Annotated in this window: 24 protein-coding genes; 22 read left to right on the top strand and 2 right to left on the bottom strand. The window is 68.6% G+C overall.

Translation table 11 applies throughout. The annotated features are described in order from the left end of the window. Positions 1-217 precede the first annotated feature (217 nt). From rpsH to truA, 17 genes are all read left to right on the top strand, one after another. On the top strand, positions 218-616 hold the full coding sequence (gene rpsH, locus EV190_RS14720; RefSeq protein WP_133742129.1) for a 30S ribosomal protein S8: 399 nt from the start codon (positions 218-220) through the stop codon (positions 614-616). A gap of 16 nt (positions 617-632) precedes the next feature. Further along, entirely contained in the window at positions 633-1,169 is a 537-nt protein-coding gene (rplF, locus tag EV190_RS14715) for a 50S ribosomal protein L6 (protein ID WP_133742128.1), read from the top strand. 2 nt (positions 1,170-1,171) lie between these two features. After that, entirely contained in the window at positions 1,172-1,558 is a 387-nt protein-coding gene (gene rplR / locus EV190_RS14710; protein ID WP_133742127.1) for a 50S ribosomal protein L18, read from the top strand. A 49-nt stretch (positions 1,559-1,607) separates the two neighbouring features. Continuing rightward, positions 1,608-2,210: a 30S ribosomal protein S5 gene (gene rpsE / locus EV190_RS14705; RefSeq protein ID WP_133742126.1), complete on the top strand. Its 603-nt coding sequence runs from the start codon at positions 1,608-1,610 to the stop codon at positions 2,208-2,210. Between the two features lie 3 nt (positions 2,211-2,213). Further along, on the top strand, positions 2,214-2,396 hold the full coding sequence (gene rpmD, locus EV190_RS14700; protein ID WP_133742125.1) for a 50S ribosomal protein L30: 183 nt from the start codon (positions 2,214-2,216) through the stop codon (positions 2,394-2,396). Next, positions 2,396-2,863: a 50S ribosomal protein L15 gene (gene rplO, locus EV190_RS14695; RefSeq protein WP_133742124.1), complete on the top strand. Its 468-nt coding sequence runs from the start codon at positions 2,396-2,398 to the stop codon at positions 2,861-2,863. The genes rpmD and rplO overlap by 1 nt, the downstream gene beginning before the upstream one ends. Positions 2,864-3,157: 294 nt before the next feature. Beyond that, positions 3,158-4,474: a preprotein translocase subunit SecY gene (gene secY / locus EV190_RS14690; RefSeq protein WP_133742123.1), complete on the top strand. Its 1,317-nt coding sequence runs from the start codon at positions 3,158-3,160 to the stop codon at positions 4,472-4,474. Further along, positions 4,475-5,044 (top strand): adenylate kinase, encoded by a 570-nt coding sequence (locus EV190_RS14685; protein ID WP_133742122.1) that lies wholly within the window; start codon positions 4,475-4,477, stop codon positions 5,042-5,044. After that, positions 5,044-5,868 carry a type I methionyl aminopeptidase gene (map, locus tag EV190_RS14680; RefSeq protein ID WP_133742121.1) on the top strand — a complete coding sequence of 275 codons (825 nt, stop codon included), beginning with the start codon at positions 5,044-5,046 and terminating at the stop codon, positions 5,866-5,868. The genes EV190_RS14685 and map overlap by 1 nt, the downstream gene beginning before the upstream one ends. Before the next feature lie 122 nt (positions 5,869-5,990). Continuing rightward, a complete protein-coding gene (locus EV190_RS14675; protein WP_133742120.1) occupies positions 5,991-6,437 on the top strand; it encodes a DUF1707 SHOCT-like domain-containing protein in 447 nt (148 codons plus the stop codon). Between the two features lie 246 nt (positions 6,438-6,683). Next, complete coding sequence (gene infA / locus EV190_RS14670; protein WP_017593374.1) at positions 6,684-6,905, top strand: translation initiation factor IF-1; 222 nt, start codon at positions 6,684-6,686, stop codon at positions 6,903-6,905. Between the two features lie 63 nt (positions 6,906-6,968). Continuing rightward, the gene (gene rpmJ, locus EV190_RS14665) at positions 6,969-7,082 is read left to right on the top strand and encodes a 50S ribosomal protein L36 (protein ID WP_013156136.1); all 114 of its coding nucleotides are present in this window, start codon (positions 6,969-6,971) and stop codon (positions 7,080-7,082) included. Positions 7,083-7,279: 197 nt separating this feature from the next. Continuing rightward, positions 7,280-7,660 carry a 30S ribosomal protein S13 gene (gene rpsM, locus EV190_RS14660; RefSeq protein ID WP_133742119.1) on the top strand — a complete coding sequence of 127 codons (381 nt, stop codon included), beginning with the start codon at positions 7,280-7,282 and terminating at the stop codon, positions 7,658-7,660. Between the two features lie 70 nt (positions 7,661-7,730). Next, the gene (gene rpsK, locus EV190_RS14655; RefSeq protein WP_119268191.1) at positions 7,731-8,135 is read left to right on the top strand and encodes a 30S ribosomal protein S11; all 405 of its coding nucleotides are present in this window, start codon (positions 7,731-7,733) and stop codon (positions 8,133-8,135) included. 151 nt (positions 8,136-8,286) lie between these two features. Then, positions 8,287-9,306 carry a DNA-directed RNA polymerase subunit alpha gene (locus EV190_RS14650; RefSeq protein ID WP_133742118.1) on the top strand — a complete coding sequence of 340 codons (1,020 nt, stop codon included), beginning with the start codon at positions 8,287-8,289 and terminating at the stop codon, positions 9,304-9,306. A gap of 64 nt (positions 9,307-9,370) precedes the next feature. Beyond that, a complete protein-coding gene (gene rplQ / locus EV190_RS14645) occupies positions 9,371-9,886 on the top strand; it encodes a 50S ribosomal protein L17 (RefSeq protein WP_133742117.1) in 516 nt (171 codons plus the stop codon). Positions 9,887-9,997: 111 nt separating this feature from the next. Next, the gene (gene truA, locus EV190_RS14640; protein ID WP_243742585.1) at positions 9,998-10,837 is read left to right on the top strand and encodes a tRNA pseudouridine(38-40) synthase TruA; all 840 of its coding nucleotides are present in this window, start codon (positions 9,998-10,000) and stop codon (positions 10,835-10,837) included. Positions 10,838-10,924: 87 nt separating this feature from the next. On the opposite strand, the gene EV190_RS14635 is transcribed toward truA, so the two are convergent. Continuing rightward, a complete protein-coding gene (locus EV190_RS14635) occupies positions 10,925-11,893 on the bottom strand; it encodes a hypothetical protein (protein WP_133742116.1) in 969 nt (322 codons plus the stop codon). A gap of 1,345 nt (positions 11,894-13,238) precedes the next feature. Between EV190_RS14635 and rplM the strand changes: the two genes are divergently transcribed. The 5 genes from rplM to EV190_RS24540 all read left to right on the top strand — a co-directional run bounded on the left by rplM (position 13,239) and on the right by EV190_RS24540 (position 16,454). Beyond that, positions 13,239-13,688, top strand: coding sequence for a 50S ribosomal protein L13 (gene rplM, locus EV190_RS14630; protein ID WP_133742115.1), 450 nt, complete (start codon positions 13,239-13,241; stop codon positions 13,686-13,688). 36 nt (positions 13,689-13,724) lie between these two features. Further along, positions 13,725-14,234, top strand: a complete 510-nt coding sequence (rpsI, locus tag EV190_RS14625; RefSeq protein ID WP_133742114.1) for a 30S ribosomal protein S9 — start codon at positions 13,725-13,727, stop codon at positions 14,232-14,234. A 174-nt stretch (positions 14,235-14,408) separates the two neighbouring features. After that, the gene (gene glmM / locus EV190_RS14620; RefSeq protein WP_133742113.1) at positions 14,409-15,755 is read left to right on the top strand and encodes a phosphoglucosamine mutase; all 1,347 of its coding nucleotides are present in this window, start codon (positions 14,409-14,411) and stop codon (positions 15,753-15,755) included. Positions 15,756-15,787: 32 nt separating this feature from the next. Continuing rightward, entirely contained in the window at positions 15,788-16,066 is a 279-nt protein-coding gene (locus EV190_RS14615) for a type II toxin-antitoxin system TacA family antitoxin (RefSeq protein WP_133742112.1), read from the top strand. Next, positions 16,026-16,454 (top strand): GNAT family N-acetyltransferase, encoded by a 429-nt coding sequence (locus EV190_RS24540; protein ID WP_394345531.1) that lies wholly within the window; start codon positions 16,026-16,028, stop codon positions 16,452-16,454. Before EV190_RS14615 ends, EV190_RS24540 begins: the two co-directional genes overlap by 41 nt. A gap of 179 nt (positions 16,455-16,633) precedes the next feature. Here the strand turns inward: EV190_RS24540 and glmS are convergent, their stop codons facing one another. Beyond that, positions 16,634-18,487 carry a glutamine--fructose-6-phosphate transaminase (isomerizing) gene (glmS, locus tag EV190_RS14605; RefSeq protein ID WP_133742111.1) on the bottom strand — a complete coding sequence of 618 codons (1,854 nt, stop codon included), beginning with the start codon at positions 18,485-18,487 and terminating at the stop codon, positions 16,634-16,636. Positions 18,488-18,537: the final 50 nt, after the last annotated feature.

Below are 18,537 nucleotides of genomic sequence, written 5' to 3'. Positions count from 1 at the left end.
GCCGGCGGACCGGCGGCGGGTTCACGCGGACCCGCCGCCGTAGCAGCACGTTTTCAACCGACAGGGCACTGTGCCGAGCCGACGCTCGCCCACGTGCCCATGACCACGCCGCAGGTCCTAGAGGAACCCGGGCGCCCGAATACGCGGCGCGGGGGAACGGACTCAGAGGAAGAGTTCCGTCCTTGGGGAAACCGCAGCGAGGAAGGGCCAATCGGCCATGACGATGACCGACCCGATCGCAGACATGCTCACGCGTCTGCGTAACGCGAATTCGGCTTATCACGACACCGTGACCATGCCGTATTCCAAGATCAAGGCGCACATCGCCGAGATCCTCCAGCAGGAGGGCTACGTCCAGGGCTGGCGTGCCGAGGATGCCGAGGTGGGGCAGAGCCTCGTGGTGGACCTGAAGTACGGTCCCACCCGTGAGCGCTCCATCGCCGGCGTTCGCCGCGTTTCCAAGCCCGGTCTCCGGGTCTACGCGAAGAAGGACAACCTTCCGCGGGTCCTGGGCGGCCTTGGCGTTGCCATCATTTCGACGTCCGGTGGCCTGATGACGGACAAGCAGGCCAAGAAGAACGGCGTGGGCGGCGAAGTCCTCGCTTTCGTCTGGTAGAGGAAGAGATTTCAGCATGTCGCGAATCGGTCGACTGCCGGTCTCGGTCCCCAAGGGCGTCGAAGTCACGATTGACGGGCAAGACGTCAAAGTCAAGGGGCCGAAGGGCGAACTGAAGCACACCGTTGCCCTGCCTATCACGGTTGAGCAGGAAGACGGCCAGATCAAGGTGGCGCGTCCGGACGACAAGCCGGAGACGCGCTCGCTGCACGGCCTGACCCGTGCGCTGCTCGCCAACCTGATCGAGGGCACCTCCAAGGGGTACACCAAGACGCTGGAGATCCACGGTGTGGGTTACCGCGTCCAGGCCAGGGGCTCGAACCTCGAGTTCTCCCTCGGCTACAGCCACCCCGTGGTCGTGGAGCCCCCGGAGGGCATCACGTTCAAGGTCGAGAAGCCGACCCTGCTGCACGTCGAGGGAATCGACAAGCAGCTGGTGGGCCAGGTGGCGGCGAACATCCGTAGCCTGCGCAAGCCCGACCCGTACAAGGCCAAGGGCGTGCGGTACCAGGGCGAGCACATCCGCCGCAAGGCCGGAAAGGCTGGTAAGTAAGCATGACGAAGAGGTCGTCGCTTACCCGCAAGGGCACGTCCACGCGCTCGGCTTCCCGGTCGCGCCGACACCTGCGGGTCCGCAAGAAGGTGCAGGGTACGGCCGAGCGTCCGCGCCTGGTCGTCACCCGCTCCGCCAAGCACATCGTCGCGCAGATCGTGGACGACACCAAGGGCATCACCCTGGCGTCCGCCTCCACGATGGATGCCTCCATCCGCGGCGACGAGGGCAAGAAGACCGAGAAGTCGCAGAAGACGGGCGAGCTGCTCGCCCAGCGCGCGAAGGTCGCCGGCGTCACGTCGGTGGTCTTCGACCGCGGCGGCTACCGGTACCACGGTCGCATCGCGGCGCTGGCCGACGGTGCGCGCGAGGCCGGGCTGGAGTTCTAGTGATGACTCCTGCCAACCGCATTTTCATCGACGGGAAGAGGAACCACTGATGGCTGCAGCTCCGCGGCGCGGCGCCGGTGGCGAGCGGCGTTCCGGCCGTGACGATCGCCGCGGCGGTTCCGCTGACAAGGGCGTCTCCTACATCGAGCGCGTTGTGAAGATCAACCGGGTCGCCAAGGTCGTCAAGGGCGGCCGGCGGTTCAGCTTCACCGCTCTCGTCGTCGTCGGCGACGGCAACGGCATGGTCGGCGTCGGATACGGCAAGGCCAAGGAAGTGCCCGCGGCGATCGCCAAGGGCGTGGAAGAGGCCAAGAAGAACTTCTTCAAGGTCGCCAGGATCCAGGGCACGATCGTGCACCAGGTCCAGGGCGAGGACGCCGCCGGCGTGGTCCTGCTCCGCCCGGCCGCCCCCGGTACCGGTGTTATCGCCGGTGGCCCGGTGCGCGCCGTGCTCGAGTGCGCCGGCATTCACGACATCCTGAGCAAGTCGCTCGGGTCGTCCAACCCGATCAACATCGTGCACGCGACGGTGGCCGCCCTCAAGGGCCTCAACCGTCCGGAGGAGATCGCTGCCCGCCGCGGCCTGCCGATCGAGGACGTCGCTCCGGCCGCCATGCTGCGCGCTCGCGCGGAAGCGAAGGCGGGGGCTTAAGTCATGGCGAAGCTGAAGATCACGCAGGTCCGCTCGAAGATCGGCGGCAAGCAGAAGCAGCGTGACACCCTGACCTCGCTCGGTCTCGGACGGATCGGCAAGTCCGTCGTCCGCGCCGACCGCCCCGAGGTCCGTGGGCAGATCAACGTCGTCGCGCACCTCGTCACTGTCGAGGAGGTCAGCTGATGAGCGATAACTACTCTCCTGACGAGCTGCTCAAGATCCACCACCTGCGTCCGGCCCCGGGTGCCAACAAGTCGAAGGTCCGCAAGGGCCGCGGCGAGGCGTCCAAGGGCAAGACCGCGGGTCGCGGTACCAAGGGCACGAAGGCTCGCAGCACCGTCCCGGTCGGTTTCGAGGGTGGCCAGATGCCCCTCATCCGCCGGATTCCGAAGCTCAAGGGCTTCAGCAACGCCAAGTTCAAGACCACCTACCAGGTCGTGAACTTGGACAAGTTGAGCGAGCTGTACCCCGAGGGTGGCGAGGTCACCGTCGAGGGTCTGGTCGCGAAGGGCGCGGTTCGCAAGAACCAGCTCGTGAAGGTGCTCGGCACCGGCGAGATCTCGGTGGCAGTGCAGGTGAGCGTGAACGCGTTCTCCGGCGCCGCCAAGGAGAAGATCGTCGCGGCCGGTGGCACCGCCACCGAGCTCTAGGGCGAATTCCGGGTGCTCGTATGGGGCGTTCGCTGGTCACACCCATTAGATTGGGGGAGACCAGTGGACGCCCCGTCCGTTTTACGGGGATCCAATGAACTCGGTGAGCCACCGAGTGTGTTCTTATTGTGAGATTGGTGCTCCGCACCAGTCTTTGGATGGCTGCTAAGGTGCCATCTGCTTGACCCGACTTCCGGGCCCAGAGCGCTCGCCCTGGGCTGAAGACCACGACGATCCAGGATCGGCCGCGATGTCTCGATTCGGTTCCGCCGCCGAAGCCTCGCAGGAGGAGACGTGCTAGGTGCGTTCGTCCGTGCGTTCCGCACGCCTGACCTGCGTAACAAGCTGCTGTTCACGCTGTTCATTCTGACCATCTACCGGCTCGGCTCGGTCATCCCCGCTCCGGGGGTCGACTCCGTCGCCATCAAGCAGTGCCTCCAGAACGTTCAGTCGGGTGACGCCGCGGGTGTCTACTCCCTGATCAACCTGTTCAGTGGTGGGGCGCTGCTGCAGCTCGCGATCTTCGGGCTGGGCATCATGCCATACATCACCGCGAGCATCATCCTGAACCTGCTCACCGTGGTCATCCCGCGGCTCGAGACGCTCAAGAAGGAGGGGCAGGCCGGTCAGACGAAGATCACGCAGTACACGCGCTACCTGACCCTCGCTCTCGCCGTCCTGCAGTCCACCAGCATCATCGCGATGGCCCGGACGGGGCAGCTCTTCCAGGGGGCCTGTCCGCCCTCGTCCTACCTGCCCGACGACGGGATCGTCACGCTGGTCACGATGGTCTTCGTGATGACCGCCGGAACCTGCGTCATCATGTGGTTCGGCGAGCTGATCACCGAGCGCGGCGTCGGCAACGGCATGTCGCTGCTGATCTTCACGACGATCATCTCGGCCTTCCCGTCGGGCATGATGCGCATCTGGACCGAGCAGAGCCAGTGGGTCTTCGCCATCATCTGCGTGGCGGCCCTGTTCCTCATCGCGGGCGTGGTCTTCATCGAGCAGGCGCAGCGCCGCATCCCGGTGCAGTACGCCAAGCGCATGGTCGGCCGCAGGATGTACGGGGGCAGCTCCACCTACATTCCGCTGAAGGTCAACCAGGCCGGTGTCATCCCGGTCATCTTCGCGTCCTCCCTGCTGTACCTCCCGACCCTCGTGGTCGGCCTGATGGGGCCCGAGTCGACCAGCCCGGTGGTGACGTTCCTCAACACCTACTTCGACCCGATGGGCACCCACCCGGTCTACATGACCACCTTCTTCGCCCTGATCGTCGGATTCGCCTTCTTCTATGTGGCCATTACCTTCAACCCCACTGAAGTGGCCGACAACATGAAGAAGTACGGTGGGTTCATCCCGAGTATCCGTCCGGGACGTCCGACCGCCGAGTACCTGGACTTCGTCCTGACCCGGCTGACGACGCCAGGCGCGCTGTACTTGGGTCTGATCGCGTTGCTGCCAATGGTGGCCCTGGGTAGCTCCGGAGCCTCCGCGAACTTCCCGTTCGGCGGTGTGAGCATCCTGATCATGGTCGGTGTCGGGCTGGACACGGTGAAGCAGATCGAGAGTCACCTCCAGCAGAGGAACTACGAAGGTTTTCTGCGATAGATGCGTGCCGTATTGGTGGGACCTCCTGGTGCGGGCAAAGGCACCCAGGCCCAGATCTTGGCGTCCGAATTGTCGATTCCGAAGGTGTCCACCGGTGACATCTTCCGTGCCAACGTCAGCGGTGGCACAGAGTTGGGTAAGCAGGCGAAGGCCTTCATGGACCGGGGCGACCTGGTGCCGGACGAGGTCACCAATGCCATGGTCAGGGACCGGTTGGCCCAGGAGGACGCCCGCGAGGGCTTCCTCCTGGACGGCTTCCCGCGCAACGTCGCGCAGGCCGAGACCCTGGACACGATGCTCGCCGGGCTGGGAGGCCGGCTCGACGCGGTCCTGGAGCTCGTCGTCGACGAGGAGGAGGTGATCCGGCGGCTCGCGGAGCGGGCCCGGATCGACAACCGCAGCGACGACAACGAGGAGACCATCCGGCACCGGCTGGTCGTCTACCGGGAGCAGACCGCTCCGCTGGTCTCCTTCTACGGCGAGCGCGACCTGCTGGTGACGGTGGACGCCATGGGCGCCATCGAGAAGGTCACCGAGCGGGCGCTCACGGCACTGAAGAGCAAGGCCTGATGCCGGGCAAGGGCCGAACGAACATCCAGCTGAAGTCTCCGGCTGAGATCGCGAGGATGCGGGCCGCGGGCCAGGTCGTGGCCCGCACGCTCGACACGCTGCGCGCGGCGGTGCGTCCGGGGATGACGACCCTCGAACTGGACGCCATCGCCGAGAGCAGCATCCGGGACGCGGGGGCCGTGCCGTCCTTCAAGGGCTACCACGGCTTCACCGGTTCCATCTGCGCCTCCGTCAACGAGGAGGTCGTGCACGGAATCCCCCGTGACACCAAGGTCCTCGCCGACGGGGACATCATCTCCATCGACTGCGGCGCCGTCCTCGACGGCTGGCACGGCGACTCCGCGATCACCGTCGCGGTGGGATCGGTCGACGAGGCCGACCGCACCGCCATGGAGGTGTGCGAGGAGTCCATGTGGCAGGGCATCGCCCAGATGCGGCCAGGAGGGCGGCTCGGCGACATCGGCCAGGCCATCGGCGGCTACATCGCCTCCAAGGGCCGGTACGGCAACGTCCGGGAGTACGGCGGGCACGGCATCGGGACCGAGATGCACATGGAACCGCACGTGCTCAACTACGCGCAGACGACCCGGGGCATCCGCCTGGTCGAGGGGATGTGCCTGGCGATCGAGCCGATGGTGAACCTCGGTACGCGGCACGTGCGCCAGCTCGCGGACGGCTGGACCGTGGTCACCCAGGACGGCCGGCGGTCGGCGCACTTCGAGCACTCGGTGGCCATCACCGCGGACGGGCCGCTGGTCCTCACCGCCCGCGAGGAGAACCGGGAGAAGATCGCCTCCCTCGGTTTCCCCGACCCGGGTTTCTGACCTCGCGGAGTCCCGGGGACGCTCCCATCCCACCGCCACCTCTTCGCCCGACGGGTTCCGAAGGGGTGGCGGGAAGCTCATAGGATGGGTGCGAGTCCCCGAAGGTGCGAGGCGGTGCGTCGGTGTCCGAATCCAGTCCCGAGATCAGGGCGTCCGACGCGGACCGGGACCGCATGGCGAAGCGGCTCCAGGAGCACTTCGCGCAGGGCCGGTTGGACGGTGACGAGTTCAACGCGCGGATGGAGACCGCCTACCGGGCCCGCACCCGCGGCGAGCTGGAGCGGGTCACCGAGGATCTTCCCGAGAGGGACCTCGCGGATCTGCCCGGACTGGTCGCCAGCGCCCCGGGGCAGCGCCCACGGGGCGTCACCCGGGATCCCGCGCTGGTGATTCCCTGGCTGACCTGGGGCGGCGTCAACACGCTGTGCTTCCTGATCTGGCTGATCGTCTACCTGACCAACGGCGCGAGCTACCCGTGGTTCCTCTGGGTGCTCGGTCCCTGGGGAGTGGTGATGCTCTTCGTCACCCTGGGGGTCGTGGCGCTGAATCGGGGTCAGGACCCGAACTGAGACACCCGGATCGGCCGTGCTGTCAAAGGCATGCGCGCTGGGCGGGTAAACTAGCCATGCCCACACTCGGGTTGTTGGGTCAGCCTGCCTCTATTCGCGTCTGCGGTTCGCGCTGGCGTATGCTATTGCAGTTGACCTGAAGTTTCAGTGTTCAATTTTCGCAACCGGGGCCGCCGGATCCCACTCGGAGAGTCCGTGCCCCGTGTGCCCCGTGTCTACGGGGATGATCCCAGAAGCGTGGAGGATATGGCTAAGAAAGACGGCGCCATCGAGATTGAGGGCTCCGTTATCGAGTCCCTACCCAACGCTATGTTCCGAGTGGAGCTCGACAACGGGCACAAGGTTCTTGCCCACATCAGCGGCAAGATGCGGATGCACTACATCCGTATCCTCCCCGACGACCGAGTCGTCGTGGAGCTGAGCCCGTACGACCTCACGCGCGGGCGCATCGTTTACCGCTACAAGTAGCTTCTCCGCTCGCGCCCGCCGCTGCCGCGGTCGGCGCAGGTGGACTCAAGTCCCGGAGCAACCATGAAGGTCAAGCCGAGCGTCAAGAAGATCTGCGCGAAGTGCCGAGTGATCCGCCGTAACGGCCGGATCATGGTGATTTGCTCGGACCCGCGGCACAAGCAGCGTCAGGGCTAGTTCCGCTTCTCGACAAACACTCGGGCCGCGCACGGCCGGCGCCGTGCCGCGGCGCACAGTGAAGAATCCCGTTCCGATCCCAGGGCGCGAGGCGTCCCGGGAGAACCCCCGGTCGGAGGCCGGGGCCTCGCCGTTGGGCGACGAGAGGGCAAAGGGAACGGGACAGACCTCCGCAGAGCATGAAGGAGCTCGCCCAGATGGCACGTATCTCTGGTGTCGACCTTCCCCGCGACAAGCGGGTGGAGATCGCTCTCACCTACGTTTTCGGTATCGGCCGCACCCGTGCGATCGAGACCCTCGCCAACACCGGCGTGAACCCGAACACCCGTGTCCACGCGCTGTCCGAGGAAGACCTCGTCAAGCTGCGCGAGTGGATCGACGCCAACTACAAGGTCGAGGGTGACCTGCGCCGCGAGGTCACGGCCGACATCCGTCGCAAGATCGAGATCGGTTGCTACCAGGGTATTCGGCACCGCCGTAACCTTCCGGTCCACGGTCAGCGCACCCAGACCAACGCGCGTACCCGCAAGGGCAAGAAGAAGACCGTGGCCGGCAAGAAGAAGGTCGGCAAGAAGTAGTCCGTCCGGACGCAACCGTCTCCACGGGTCCGGAATCACCAACGGACCGATGATCTTGGGAGTTTGAGAAATGCCGCCTAAGGGCCGTCAGGGCGCCGCGCGTAAGGTGCGCCGCAAGGAAAAGAAGAACGTTGTCCACGGACACGCTCACATCAAGAGCACGTTCAACAACACGATCGTGAGCATCACCGACCCGACCGGTGCGGTGATCTCGTGGGCCAGCTCCGGGCAGGTCGGCTTCAAGGGCTCGCGTAAGTCCACGCCGTTCGCCGCGCAGATGGCGGCCGAGGCCGCGGCCCGCCGCGCCCAGGAGCACGGTGTGCGCAAGGTCGACGTCTTCGTGAAGGGTCCGGGCTCCGGCCGCGAGACCGCGATCCGCTCGCTCCAGGCCACCGGCCTGGAGGTCGGTTCGATCCAGGATGTCACGCCGGTTCCGCACAACGGCTGCCGTCCGCCGAAGCGGCGCCGGGTCTGATCCCGGACTTCGCGCCGGTCGGCGCCGTCCCCGGGCCGGGAGGCTTCGGGGGCGGTCCGACCGGGCAGTCAACAGTTGTGGTCCCGCAAGCGGCGGGACCGTCCAGTGGCCGTCATATAGCGGGCGGTCGTGGGAAAGGAAGTAACGGACCATGCTGATCGCTCAGCGCCCCACCCTGACCGAGGAGTCGATCTCCGAGTTCCGGTCCAAGTTCGTCGTCGAACCGCTGGAGCCGGGCTTCGGGTACACGATCGGCAACTCGCTGCGTCGGACCCTCCTGTCGTCCATCCCCGGTGCCGCTGTCACCAGCATCCGCATCGAGGGCGTCGAGCACGAGTTCACCACCGTGCCCGGTGTCAAAGAGGACGTCACCGAGATCATCCTGAACCTCAAGGGCCTCGTCGTGAGCTCCGAGCACGACGAGCCGGTGCTGATGTACCTGCGCAAGCAGGGCCCGGGTGTGGTGACCGCCGCCGACATCGCGCCTCCGGCCGGTGTCGAGGTGCACAACCCCGAGCTGCACATCGCCACCCTGAACAGCAAGGGCAAGCTCGAGATGGAGCTGACGGTCGAGCGCGGCCGCGGTTACGTCTCGGCGACGCAGAACAAGCAGCCGGGTCAGGAGATCGGCCGGATCCCGATCGACTCGATCTACTCCCCGGTGTTGCGGGTGACCTACAAGGTCGAGGCGACCCGTGTCGAGCAGCGGACCGACTTCGACCGGCTCATCCTGGACGTCGAGACCAAGCCCTCCATCCGTCCCCGTGACGCGGTGGCGAGCGCGGGCAAGACACTGGTCGAGCTGTTCGGTCTGGCCCGGGAGCTCAACGTCGACGCCGAAGGCATCGACATGGGCCCCTCGCCGACGGACGCGGCGCTGGCCGCGGACCTGGCACTGCCGATCGAGGACCTGAACCTCACGGTGCGCTCCTACAACTGCCTGAAGCGCGAAGGCATCCACAGCGTGGGCGAGCTCGTCGCCCGCTCTGAGCAGGACCTCTTGGACATAAGGAACTTCGGCGCGAAGTCCATCGAAGAGGTCAAGCAGAAGCTGATCGACATGGGGCTCTCGCTGAAGGACTCCCCGCCTGGGTTCGACCCCAGCAGCGCGGCCGACTCCTACGGTTCCGACGAGGACGACCAGTCCTACGTCGAGACCGAGCAGTACTAGCCCACAGACCTCGGTCGGCGGGTCTCGTCGAGGCCGAACCGATCGCACACTAGGAGAACGACACATGCCCACGCCAACGAAGGGGCCTCGCCTGGGCGCCGGCCCGGCGCATGAGCGGCTCATGCTGGCGAACCTGGCGACCTCGCTGTTCCAGCACGGTCGTATCAAGACCACGGAGGCCAAGGCCAAGCGCCTGCGTCCGTACGCCGAGAAGCTGATCACCCTCGGCAAGCGCGGCGACCTGCACGCCCGCCGCCAGGTCCTGGCCAAGATCGCGGACAAGGCCGTCGTGCACGAGCTCTTCACCGAGATCGGCCCGAGGTTCGAGAACCGCACCGGTGGCTACACCCGCATCACCAAGGTCGGTCCGCGCAAGGGCGACAACGCGCCCATGGCCGTGATCGAACTCGTCGAGGCGCTGGCCGCGCCCGCGGCCCGGACCGCTCCGGCCGCCGCGAAGACCGAGGCCCCCGAGGCCGAGGCCGACGACCAGCCCGCCGAGGGCGCCACCTCCGAGCAGACCGCTCAGGCGGACGAGACCTCGCAGGCCGAGGGCGAAGCCCAGGCCGAGGAGAAGTAGGACGGCGTTCCTCAACCCGAGTGCCCGGTCCCTGAGAAGGGGCCGGGCACTCGGCATAGGGCGTGTTCCGGAAGCGCCTTTGCGACGCGCCCTGACGGAGACGAGGAGAAGTTGAGCGAAGAGCCCCTGGTCCGGCTGCGGCTGGACATCTCCTACGACGGCACCGACTTCTCCGGCTGGGCCGAGCAGCCCGCCAGGCGGACCGTGCAGGGCGAGCTCCAGTCGGCGCTGGCCCGGGTGCTGCGCCTGGAGTCGCCCCGGCTGACGGTCGCGGGCCGTACCGACGCCGGGGTCCACGGCCGAGGGCAGGTCGCCCACCTGGACGTCCCGCCGGAGCTGTGGGAGGCCGAGGGCGAGCGGCTGCTGCGCCGCCTGGCGGGCGTGCTGCCCCCCGACGTCCGGGTGAACGCGGTGGGGCCGGCGCCGGAGGGCTTCGACGCCCGCTTCTCGCCGCTGTTCCGGCGCTACGTCTACCGGGTGAGCGACGCGCCGGGCGGAGTCGACCCGCTGCGCCGCCGCGACGTCCTGTGGCACCGGCGCCCGCTCGACGTGGACCGGATGAACGAGGCCGCTGCGCGGTTGCTCGGCGAGCACGACTTCGCGGCCTACTGCCGCAGGCGGGAGGGGGCCTCCACCATCCGCGAGCTCCAGCGCGTGGAGTGGGTCCGAGAGAACCGGCACGTCTGCGCGGGCACCGTGCAGGCCGACGCGTTCTGCCACAACATGGTCCGCGCCCTCGTGGGGGCGCTGCTCGCGGTCGGGGACGGCCGCCGGGAAGTGGACTGGCCCGGTGTGGTCCTGGCCGCCGCGGTGCGGGACTCCTCCGTGCACGTGGTCCCGCCGCACGGCCTCACCCTCGAAGAGGTCCGCTATCCGCCCGCGGAGGAGATGGCAGCCCGCGCCGCCGCGACCCGGAGGTTCCGCACCCTGCCGGCGAGCGCCTCCAGCTGAGCCCCACCGGTCCGTCCGGTGCGGTCGAATCGCGGACGCCCCCGGAACCTGTCAGGTTCCGGGGGCGTCCGTTCGGAGCGGCCGAGATCAGATCTCCGCGCGTTCCCCCAGCGGGGCCAGCGCCACGTCGATGAAGAGCTCGCTGATCTCCGCCAGCTCGGGCCGGTCGCCCGAGGGGGTCCGGCCGTCGGTGGTGGCGGCGAGGGAGAAGACCATGTACCGGCCCCAGGTGGCACCCGAGGCGTGTCCGCCTGCGATGCCGAGGCGCTCGGCGCCGCTGCCGTCCTGGCCGGGGAGTCCGGCGAACCACTGCGTGTTCTCCAGGTCCTGGCTCTCCGTGGCGGCCTGGGCGCCGACCGAGTCCGCCATGGCCGCCACGCCGATGGTGACGGCGTGCGTCTTGTCCTCGTTCACGTAGGTCGCGCGCACCACCTGGCGACAGTCGTTCTCGGTGAGCACCTGGCCGTAGTCGCCGTGCGCGGTGGTCTCGCACTTCTCGGTGTCGTCGGTCTGCAGGAGGGTGAAGGTCTCGCCGCCGGCCTCGATGGTCTCGAGCGCGAAGATCTCGCCGGTCTTGAGCGTGTCGGGGTCGGTCGACTCGTCGGAGACCAGGGAGACGTCGTACTCGCCCGAGCCCGAGTCCGGACCCCCGCCGGTGGCGAGCAGGAACGCGCCGCCTCCGCCCAGGACGAGCAGCGCGGCGAACCCGGCCCCCATGAGCAGGATCCGGGAGTCGCGGCCGCCCCGGCCACGGCTTCCCCCGCTGCGGTTCCCCCCGCCTCCACCGCGGCCGGGGCGCTGGCCGCGGTCGTATTCGTCGTACCCGGACAGGTCGATCTCGGCGGTGCTGTCCGAGTCGGCGCGCTGGGGCGGGACCTCGTCGCGGAACATCGGCCGCCCGCCGAACATGTCGTCGTACACCGGCGGGATGGCCTGGGTGGCACCCACGGGCTCCTCGCGCACCGGCGGGATGGCCTGGGTGGCCGCGTCGTCGGGCACGGGGGGCACGAACTGGGTCGCGTCGTCCGCGCCCGGCGCGGGCCCGCCGGGCGGCACGATGCGGCCCTGGAGGGGTTGTCCTGGGGGCTGGGGGGGACCGGGGGGCAGGCTCTGCGGGGGGCGGGGTTGGCCGGTGGGGGGCTGCTGTCCGTGCCAGGCGGGGGGCTGCGGTCCGGACTGCGGGCCGTGGGGCGGCTGCGCGCCGGTGGGGGAGTTCCACGCCGGAGGCTGGGGGGGGCCTGACGGCGCGGGAGGCAGTCCCTGGGGCGGCAGGGGCTGCTGTCCGTGCCAGGCGGGCGGCTGCGGAGGCCCCGAGGGCGCGGGCGGCTGCGGGGGGACGGGCTGTCCGGCGACCGGTTGCTGCGGTCCCGAGAGCGGCGGCCCCTGCGGGGAGTGCTGTCCCGGTTGGAGGGGGCCGCCCCAGGGGGCGCCGGGAGCTGGAGCGGGTGCCGACCGCGGAGCCTGCGCGGTCTCGTCCTGGCCCTGGTTCAAGGGCGCGGGAGGGTACTGCGGCCGGTCCTGGGGGACGTCGCGGCCGTCAGAGGGCTCGTTCGGATGGGGTGCGATGGGAGAACTCCGGAGGCTGTCCTTGGGCGGGGAGGTCGAAGCCGTTGCCACAGGCCTCACCCTGCCGCGTGCTGCGTCGCGAATTCTGTGTTCTCGCGCGGCCTGGGCCGTTCGCGAACTCGTGGATCGGGAGAGGCCGGAAGAGGGCCCGGACCCTTGGGAGGGTTCCCCGAGGGGTCCGCGGTGTGGAGCGGTGGCGGGGAGCGCCCGGGTGCGCGCCCGGTTCCGGGAACCGGTCGCCTGGGTGGGTTGTCTCTGTCGGAAACACCGCGCCGTCCGGGCCACGGGGGTGTCGATGGACACTCCGGTGTGACCGCTCCGCCGCGGGCGCGCGCTATGCTCGCCTTCGCGACAATAGCGCCTGGGTCATCCTATTGGGTGCGTTTCGCGCCGGGGTGCCCGGCGGCTCGTTCCCGCGTGCCGCGCCGGTCGAACCCCTGACCTCGTATGAAGGAAGTACGGTGGCGGAGCGGTTCCCGGCGGCTCGCGTCCGGTGGTGGTGCCAAAGCACTCACCGAACAAGGCATAATGAGATTGGAGTAATCGCCTACCGCGACATGATCCACGATCAAGTGCCTGGCCCATGGCGCCGAGCAGTACGTTCATGGGCCGTTTTGACTTGTGGTCTGTTCGCCGGTTACGATTCTCTGTCGTTGTGCGTTGAGTTGCCGTGGGTTCCCACTTCGCTTCGTTGGGCGCCGATCACGCATCACCGTCTGCGCACTCAAACCACCGGAAGAACTCCTGGAACAACGGAGCGCTTCGGTCCAGTAATACGAGTTCCCCATCTCCGTTCGCGGAGATGGATACCGCCGACTGAGAAGGCAATACGATCGTGCGCACATTCAGCCCCAAGCCCAGCGATGTCCAGCGTCAGTGGCACGTCATCGACGCGTCCGATGTCGTGCTCGGCCGGCTGGCCAGCCACGTCGCCGTGCTGCTCCGCGGCAAGCACAAGCCGTACTTCGCGCCCCACATCGACACCGGTGACTTCGTGATCGTCGTGAACGCCGAGAAGGTGGCGCTGACCGGTAAGAAGCTGGAGCAGAAGCGGGCCTACCGCCACTCCGGCTACCCCGGTGGTCTGCGTTCCGTCACCTACGGTGAGCTGCTGGCGAAGAACCCCGAGCGAGCCGTGGAGAAGGCCATCAAGGGCATGCTGCCGAAGAACTCCCTTGGTCGGGACATGGCCAAGAAGCTCAAGGTGTACGCCGGGCCGGAGCACCCGCACCAGGCCCAGCAGCCGGTTCCGTTCGAAATCACCAAGATCGAGCAGCCCGCGTAGGCGTTCGCGAGACTTACAGGAAGTACGAGGAGAATCGTGGTCGAGCCCACCGGCATCGAAGACGTTCAGGAATTCGACGAGAACTCCGAGGAGTTCCCGGCCGAGTACACCACCGAGAGCACCGAGGAGGCCGGCGGAGCGTACGTTCCGACGGCTTCGGGCCCCGGCGCCGGCACCGGTCGGCGCAAGACCGCCATCGCGCGTGTCCGCATCACCCCGGGTTCGGGCGAGTGGAAGGTCAACGGCAAGCCGCTCGAGGTCTACTTCCCGGACAAGGTGCACCAGCAGCTCATCAAGGAGCCCCTGGTCACGCTTGGCTTCGAAGAGGCGTACGACGTCTTCGCCCGCCTGAACGGCGGCGGCCCCAGCGGCCAGGCCGGCGCGCTGCGCCACGGCCTCGCCCGCGCGCTCGCGGGTCTGGACCCGGAGCACAACCGCCCGCCGCTGAAGAAGGCCGGTTACCTCACCCGCGACGACCGCGAGGTCGAGCGCAAGAAGGCCGGTCTCAAGAAGGCCCGCAAGGCTCCGCAGTACTCCAAGCGGTAAGCAGCCCTTGGTTCTGCCCTATGGCCCGCCGGCCGCTCGTTCACCTGGACGGGTGGCCAGTGCGGGCCATAGTTGTTCTCCGGATGCGACCGGTACAGGCGTTTCCTGCTCCCATACTTATTCTCATGGCGTCGCTACAGCGCCGTTACCTGGACGAAACGGGGCGATTGGCTCGTGGCTCGGCTCTTTGGCACTGACGGGGTCCGCGGGGTCGCTGGACGTGACCTCACCGCCGGACTGGCACTGGAACTCGCGATCTCGGCGGCCAGGGTCCTGGCGAAGAAGGACTCCTCCGCGGGACGCCCGCTCGCCGTCGTCGGCCGGGACCCGCGGGCGTCGGGCGAGTTCCTGGAGGCCGCGGTCGTCGCGGGACTGGCCAGCGCGGGCGTGGACGTGGTCCGGCTCGGTGTGCTGCCCACCCCGGCGGTGGCGTTCCTGACCGGCGAGCTGGACGCGGACTTCGGTGTCATGCTCTCGGCCAGCCACAACCCGGCCCCCGACAACGGCGTCAAGTTCTTCGCGCGGGGCGGGCACAAGCTGCCCGACGCGGTCGAGGACGAGATCGAGAAGGGCCTGGGCAGCCCCGTCGTCGGCGCGACCGGCGCGGACGTGGGCCGGGTGAGTGACGCCTCCGACGGGGCCGAACGCTACATCGCGCACGTGGTCGGCTCCCTTCCCCAGCGGCTGGACGGCCTCAAGGTGGTCGTGGACTGCGCCAACGGCGCCGCGACCCGGGTCGCGCCCGAGGCGCTGCGCCGTGCCGGGGCCCAGGTCATCGCGATCGGCGACGCGCCCGACGGCCTCAACATCAACGAGGGCTGCGGCTCCACGTACCTGGACGCGCTGCGCGAGGCCGTGCGCGAGCACGGCGCCGACGCCGGCATCGCGCACGACGGGGACGCCGACCGCTGCCTGGCGGTGGCCGCGGACGGCTCCGTCGTCGACGGCGACCAGATCATGGCGGTCCTGGCGCTGGAGCTGCACGAGTCGGGCAGGCTCGCCGACGACACCCTCGTGGTCACGGTGATGTCGAACCTGGGCCTGCGGCTCGCCATGCAGGAGGCCGGGGTCGCGCTGGTCGAGACGCCGGTGGGCGACCGCTACGTCCTGGAGGCGATGCGGGCCGGGTCGTACTCGCTCGGCGGCGAGCAGTCGGGGCACGTCATCCTGCTGGAGCACGCCAGCACCGGTGACGGTCTGCTGACCGGTCTGCACCTGCTGGCGGCGGTGAGCCGTCGGGGCGTGGCGCTGGCCGAACTGGCCAAGGTCATGAACCGGATGCCGCAGGTGCTGGTGAACGTGCGGGGTGTGGACAAGAACCGGGCCGGGGAGTCCGCCGGGCTCGCCGCGGCCGTCGCCGCGGCCGAGGCCGAACTCGGCGGTTCGGGCCGGGTGCTGCTGCGCCCCAGCGGGACCGAGCCGATGGTCCGGGTCATGGTCGAGGCCGCCTCCGAGGGAGAGGCCCGGCGGATCGCCGACCACCTCGCCGAGGTGGTCAAAGCGGAGCTCTCACAGGCCTGACGCGATAAAGACGGGATGCCCTTGCGAAGTACATGAGCGCTCTGATGAAAGAGCGTCCGCGAATCCGTGTGGACGCCGGGGGCAAGCGGATGCTTGAAGAGGCCGCCCGCGCCGATCACCTCAGCGTCTCTGGATTCGTACTCCGGTCGGTCGGGACGCGCGCGGAGGAAGTGATCGCGGACCGCCGGTTCGTCAGGCTTTCCTCTGCCGCGCCGGAGGCGTTCGCCGAAGCATCGCAGCGTCCCGCCCGGCTGAACGACCGCCTCGCCGATGCCCTGCGCCGCCCTGGAAAGTCCGACTGGCTCGACTGACGAGTTGCGCCGCCCCGTTCTCCTGGATCCCAGGATCCATGTTCGGGGCGGTTTCAGTTGTGGCGAGCCAGCGCTGGATGACTGGCCGCATCGCTACTCGGGTCAGAACCGGCGAGGGAACACCGCCGCCACATGGGTGATCGCCAACGCGGAGAACCAGGTGGCGGGCTGTGCGACGCTTTCGATGACCGGAATCGACCACAGCCGGGCTCCGGTCGCGCTGACGGAGAACGCGCCCGACCCGGTCCCGGCGATGCTCGTGGGACGCCTCGCGGTGGACCGGCGGTCCGCTGGGCTCGGGATCGGTACTGTTCTCGTCGAACGTGTCCTTGTGACCGCCGTCAACCTCGACTCGCACGCTGCCTGTCGAGCGGTGGGACCGCGCTGAACGAACGTGCTCGCAGCTGGTGGAGACGTCTCGGCTTCCACTCGTTCGACGATGGGGACCGGGACGACACGGACCTCTCCCTGCTGACCGGTGGTATCAGCGCGACACTCGCCAGTCGGTGATGAGGGGGCGCCCTTCCGGTCGGAAGGGCGCCCCCTCATCAGGCGATCGGAGAAGGCCTACTCCACCGTCACGCTCTTGGCGAGGTTGCGCGGCTGGTCCACGTCGTTGCCCTTGGCCAGGGCCAGCTCGCTGGCGAACACCTGCATCGGCACGGTGGCAACGATCGGCTGGAGCAGGGTGGGCACGGCCGGGATCTCGATCAGCACGTCCGAGTACGGTCGCACGCTCTCGTCGCCCTCCTCGGCGATCACGATGGTGTACGCGCCCCGGGCCCGGATCTCCTGGATGTTGGAGACGATCTTGTCGTGCAGCACGCCGCGGCCCTCGCGGGAGGGGACCACGACGACCACCGGCAGGCCGTCCTCGATGAGGGCGATGGAGCCGTGCTTGAGCTCGCCCGCGGCGAACGCCTCGGCGTGCATGTAGGCGAGCTCCTTGAGCTTGAGCGCGCCCTCCATCGCCACCGGGTAGCCCACGTGCCGTCCGAGGAACAGCACGGTCCTGGCGTCCGAGAGAGAGTGGGCCAGCTCCCGCACCGGCTGCACGGTGCCCAGGACCTTCTCGATCTGCTCGGGCATCCGGGACAGCTGCTCGATGACCGCGTTGATCTCGTCGCCGAACTTCGTGCCGCGCACCTGGGCGAGGTACAGGCCCACCAGGTAGCAGGCGACCAGCTGGGTCAGGAAGGTCTTGGTGGCGGCCACGCCGACCTCGGGTCCGGCGTGCGTGTACAGCACGCCGTCGGCCTCGCGCGGGATCGTCGAGCCGTTGACGTTGCAGATGGCCAGCACGCGGGAGTGCTGCTCGCGGGCGTAGCGCACCGCCATCAGGGTGTCCATGCTCTCGCCGGACTGGGAGATGGCGATGACCAGGGTCTGGCGGTCCAGGATCGGGTCGCGGTAGCGGAACTCGCTGGCGACCTCGACCTCGCAGGGGATGCGGCACCAGTGCTCGATCGCGTACTTGGCGATCAGGCCCGCGTGGTACGAGGTGCCGCACGCGATGATGATGATCTTGGAGATCTCGCGCAGCTCCTGGGGGGCCAGCCGCATCTCGTCCAGGGTCAGGGTGCCGTCCACGCCGACCCGCCCGAGGAGGGTGTCGGCCACCGCGCGGGGCTGCTCGACGATCTCCTTGAGCATGAAGTAGTCGTAGCCGCCCTTCTCCGCGGCGGAGGCGTCCCAGTCCACGTGGTACTCGCGCACGGGGGCGGGCGCGCCGTCGTAGTCGGTGACCGAGACCGAGTCGCGGCGCAGCTCCACGACCTGGTCCTGGCCGAGTTCGATGGCGTCGCGGGTGTGCGCGATGAACGCGGCGACGTCGCTGGCGAGGAAGTTCTCGCCGTTGCCGCGACCCACCACGAGGGGGGAGTTGCGGCGGGCGGCCACCACGAGGTCGGGGTCGTCCACGGACATCGCGACCAGGGTGAAGGCGCCCTCCAGGCGGCGGCAGACCGAGCGCATCGCGGCGGCCAGGTCGCCGTCGCCGTTGTCCTTGAGCGCCTCGCCGAGCAGGTGGGCGGCGACCTCGGTGTCGGTCTCGGAGGAGAACTTGCAGCCGCGCTCCTCCAGTTCGAGCCGCAGTGGGGCGAAGTTCTCGATGATGCCGTTGTGGATGACGGCCACCCGGCCGGCGTTGTCGACGTGCGGGTGGGCGTTGACGTCGTTGGGCGCGCCGTGCGTGGCCCAGCGGGTGTGGCCGATGCCGATGCCGTCCGCCGAGCGCGGAGTCCCCTCCAGCGCCTTCCGCAGGTTGGCCAGCTTGCCGGCCCGCTTCTCGGTTTCGAGCCTGCCGCCGTTCAGGACGGCGACGCCCGCGGAGTCGTACCCTCGGTACTCAAGCCGGGCAAGGCCATCGACGACGACTTCCAACGCCGGTTGCGGCCCGACGTAGCCAACAATTCCACACATGAGCGCCAGCGTAACCAATGAAACGGGCCCAGGGAGACCACCTGAGGACT

The sequence above is a fragment of the Actinorugispora endophytica genome, assembly GCF_004363075.1.
GTDB classification, from domain to species: domain Bacteria; phylum Actinomycetota; class Actinomycetes; order Streptosporangiales; family Streptosporangiaceae; genus Actinorugispora; species Actinorugispora endophytica.
This window is presented reverse-complemented; position numbering and strand designations above follow the sequence as displayed.

Excerpts from the sequence above, each read along its gene's own strand:
- rpsH (WP_133742129.1), top strand. The coding sequence starts at position 218 with ATGACGATGACCGACCCGATCGCAGACATGCTCACGCGTCTGCGTAAC.
- rplF (WP_133742128.1), top strand. The coding sequence starts at position 633 with ATGTCGCGAATCGGTCGACTGCCGGTCTCGGTCCCCAAGGGCGTCGAA.
- rplR (WP_133742127.1), top strand. The coding sequence starts at position 1,172 with ATGACGAAGAGGTCGTCGCTTACCCGCAAGGGCACGTCCACGCGCTCG.
- rpsE (WP_133742126.1), top strand. The coding sequence starts at position 1,608 with ATGGCTGCAGCTCCGCGGCGCGGCGCCGGTGGCGAGCGGCGTTCCGGC.
- rpmD (WP_133742125.1), top strand. The coding sequence starts at position 2,214 with ATGGCGAAGCTGAAGATCACGCAGGTCCGCTCGAAGATCGGCGGCAAG.
- rplO (WP_133742124.1), top strand. The coding sequence starts at position 2,396 with ATGAGCGATAACTACTCTCCTGACGAGCTGCTCAAGATCCACCACCTG.
- EV190_RS14685 (WP_133742122.1), top strand. The coding sequence starts at position 4,475 with ATGCGTGCCGTATTGGTGGGACCTCCTGGTGCGGGCAAAGGCACCCAG.
- map (WP_133742121.1), top strand. The coding sequence starts at position 5,044 with ATGCCGGGCAAGGGCCGAACGAACATCCAGCTGAAGTCTCCGGCTGAG.
- infA (WP_017593374.1), top strand. The coding sequence starts at position 6,684 with ATGGCTAAGAAAGACGGCGCCATCGAGATTGAGGGCTCCGTTATCGAG.
- rpmJ (WP_013156136.1), top strand. The coding sequence starts at position 6,969 with ATGAAGGTCAAGCCGAGCGTCAAGAAGATCTGCGCGAAGTGCCGAGTG.
- rpsM (WP_133742119.1), top strand. The coding sequence starts at position 7,280 with ATGGCACGTATCTCTGGTGTCGACCTTCCCCGCGACAAGCGGGTGGAG.
- rpsK (WP_119268191.1), top strand. The coding sequence starts at position 7,731 with ATGCCGCCTAAGGGCCGTCAGGGCGCCGCGCGTAAGGTGCGCCGCAAG.
- EV190_RS14650 (WP_133742118.1), top strand. The coding sequence starts at position 8,287 with ATGCTGATCGCTCAGCGCCCCACCCTGACCGAGGAGTCGATCTCCGAG.
- rplQ (WP_133742117.1), top strand. The coding sequence starts at position 9,371 with ATGCCCACGCCAACGAAGGGGCCTCGCCTGGGCGCCGGCCCGGCGCAT.
- EV190_RS14615 (WP_133742112.1), top strand. The coding sequence starts at position 15,788 with ATGAGCGCTCTGATGAAAGAGCGTCCGCGAATCCGTGTGGACGCCGGG.
- EV190_RS24540 (WP_394345531.1), top strand. The coding sequence starts at position 16,026 with ATGCCCTGCGCCGCCCTGGAAAGTCCGACTGGCTCGACTGACGAGTTG.
- glmS (WP_133742111.1), bottom strand. The coding sequence starts at position 18,487 with ATGTGTGGAATTGTTGGCTACGTCGGGCCGCAACCGGCGTTGGAAGTC.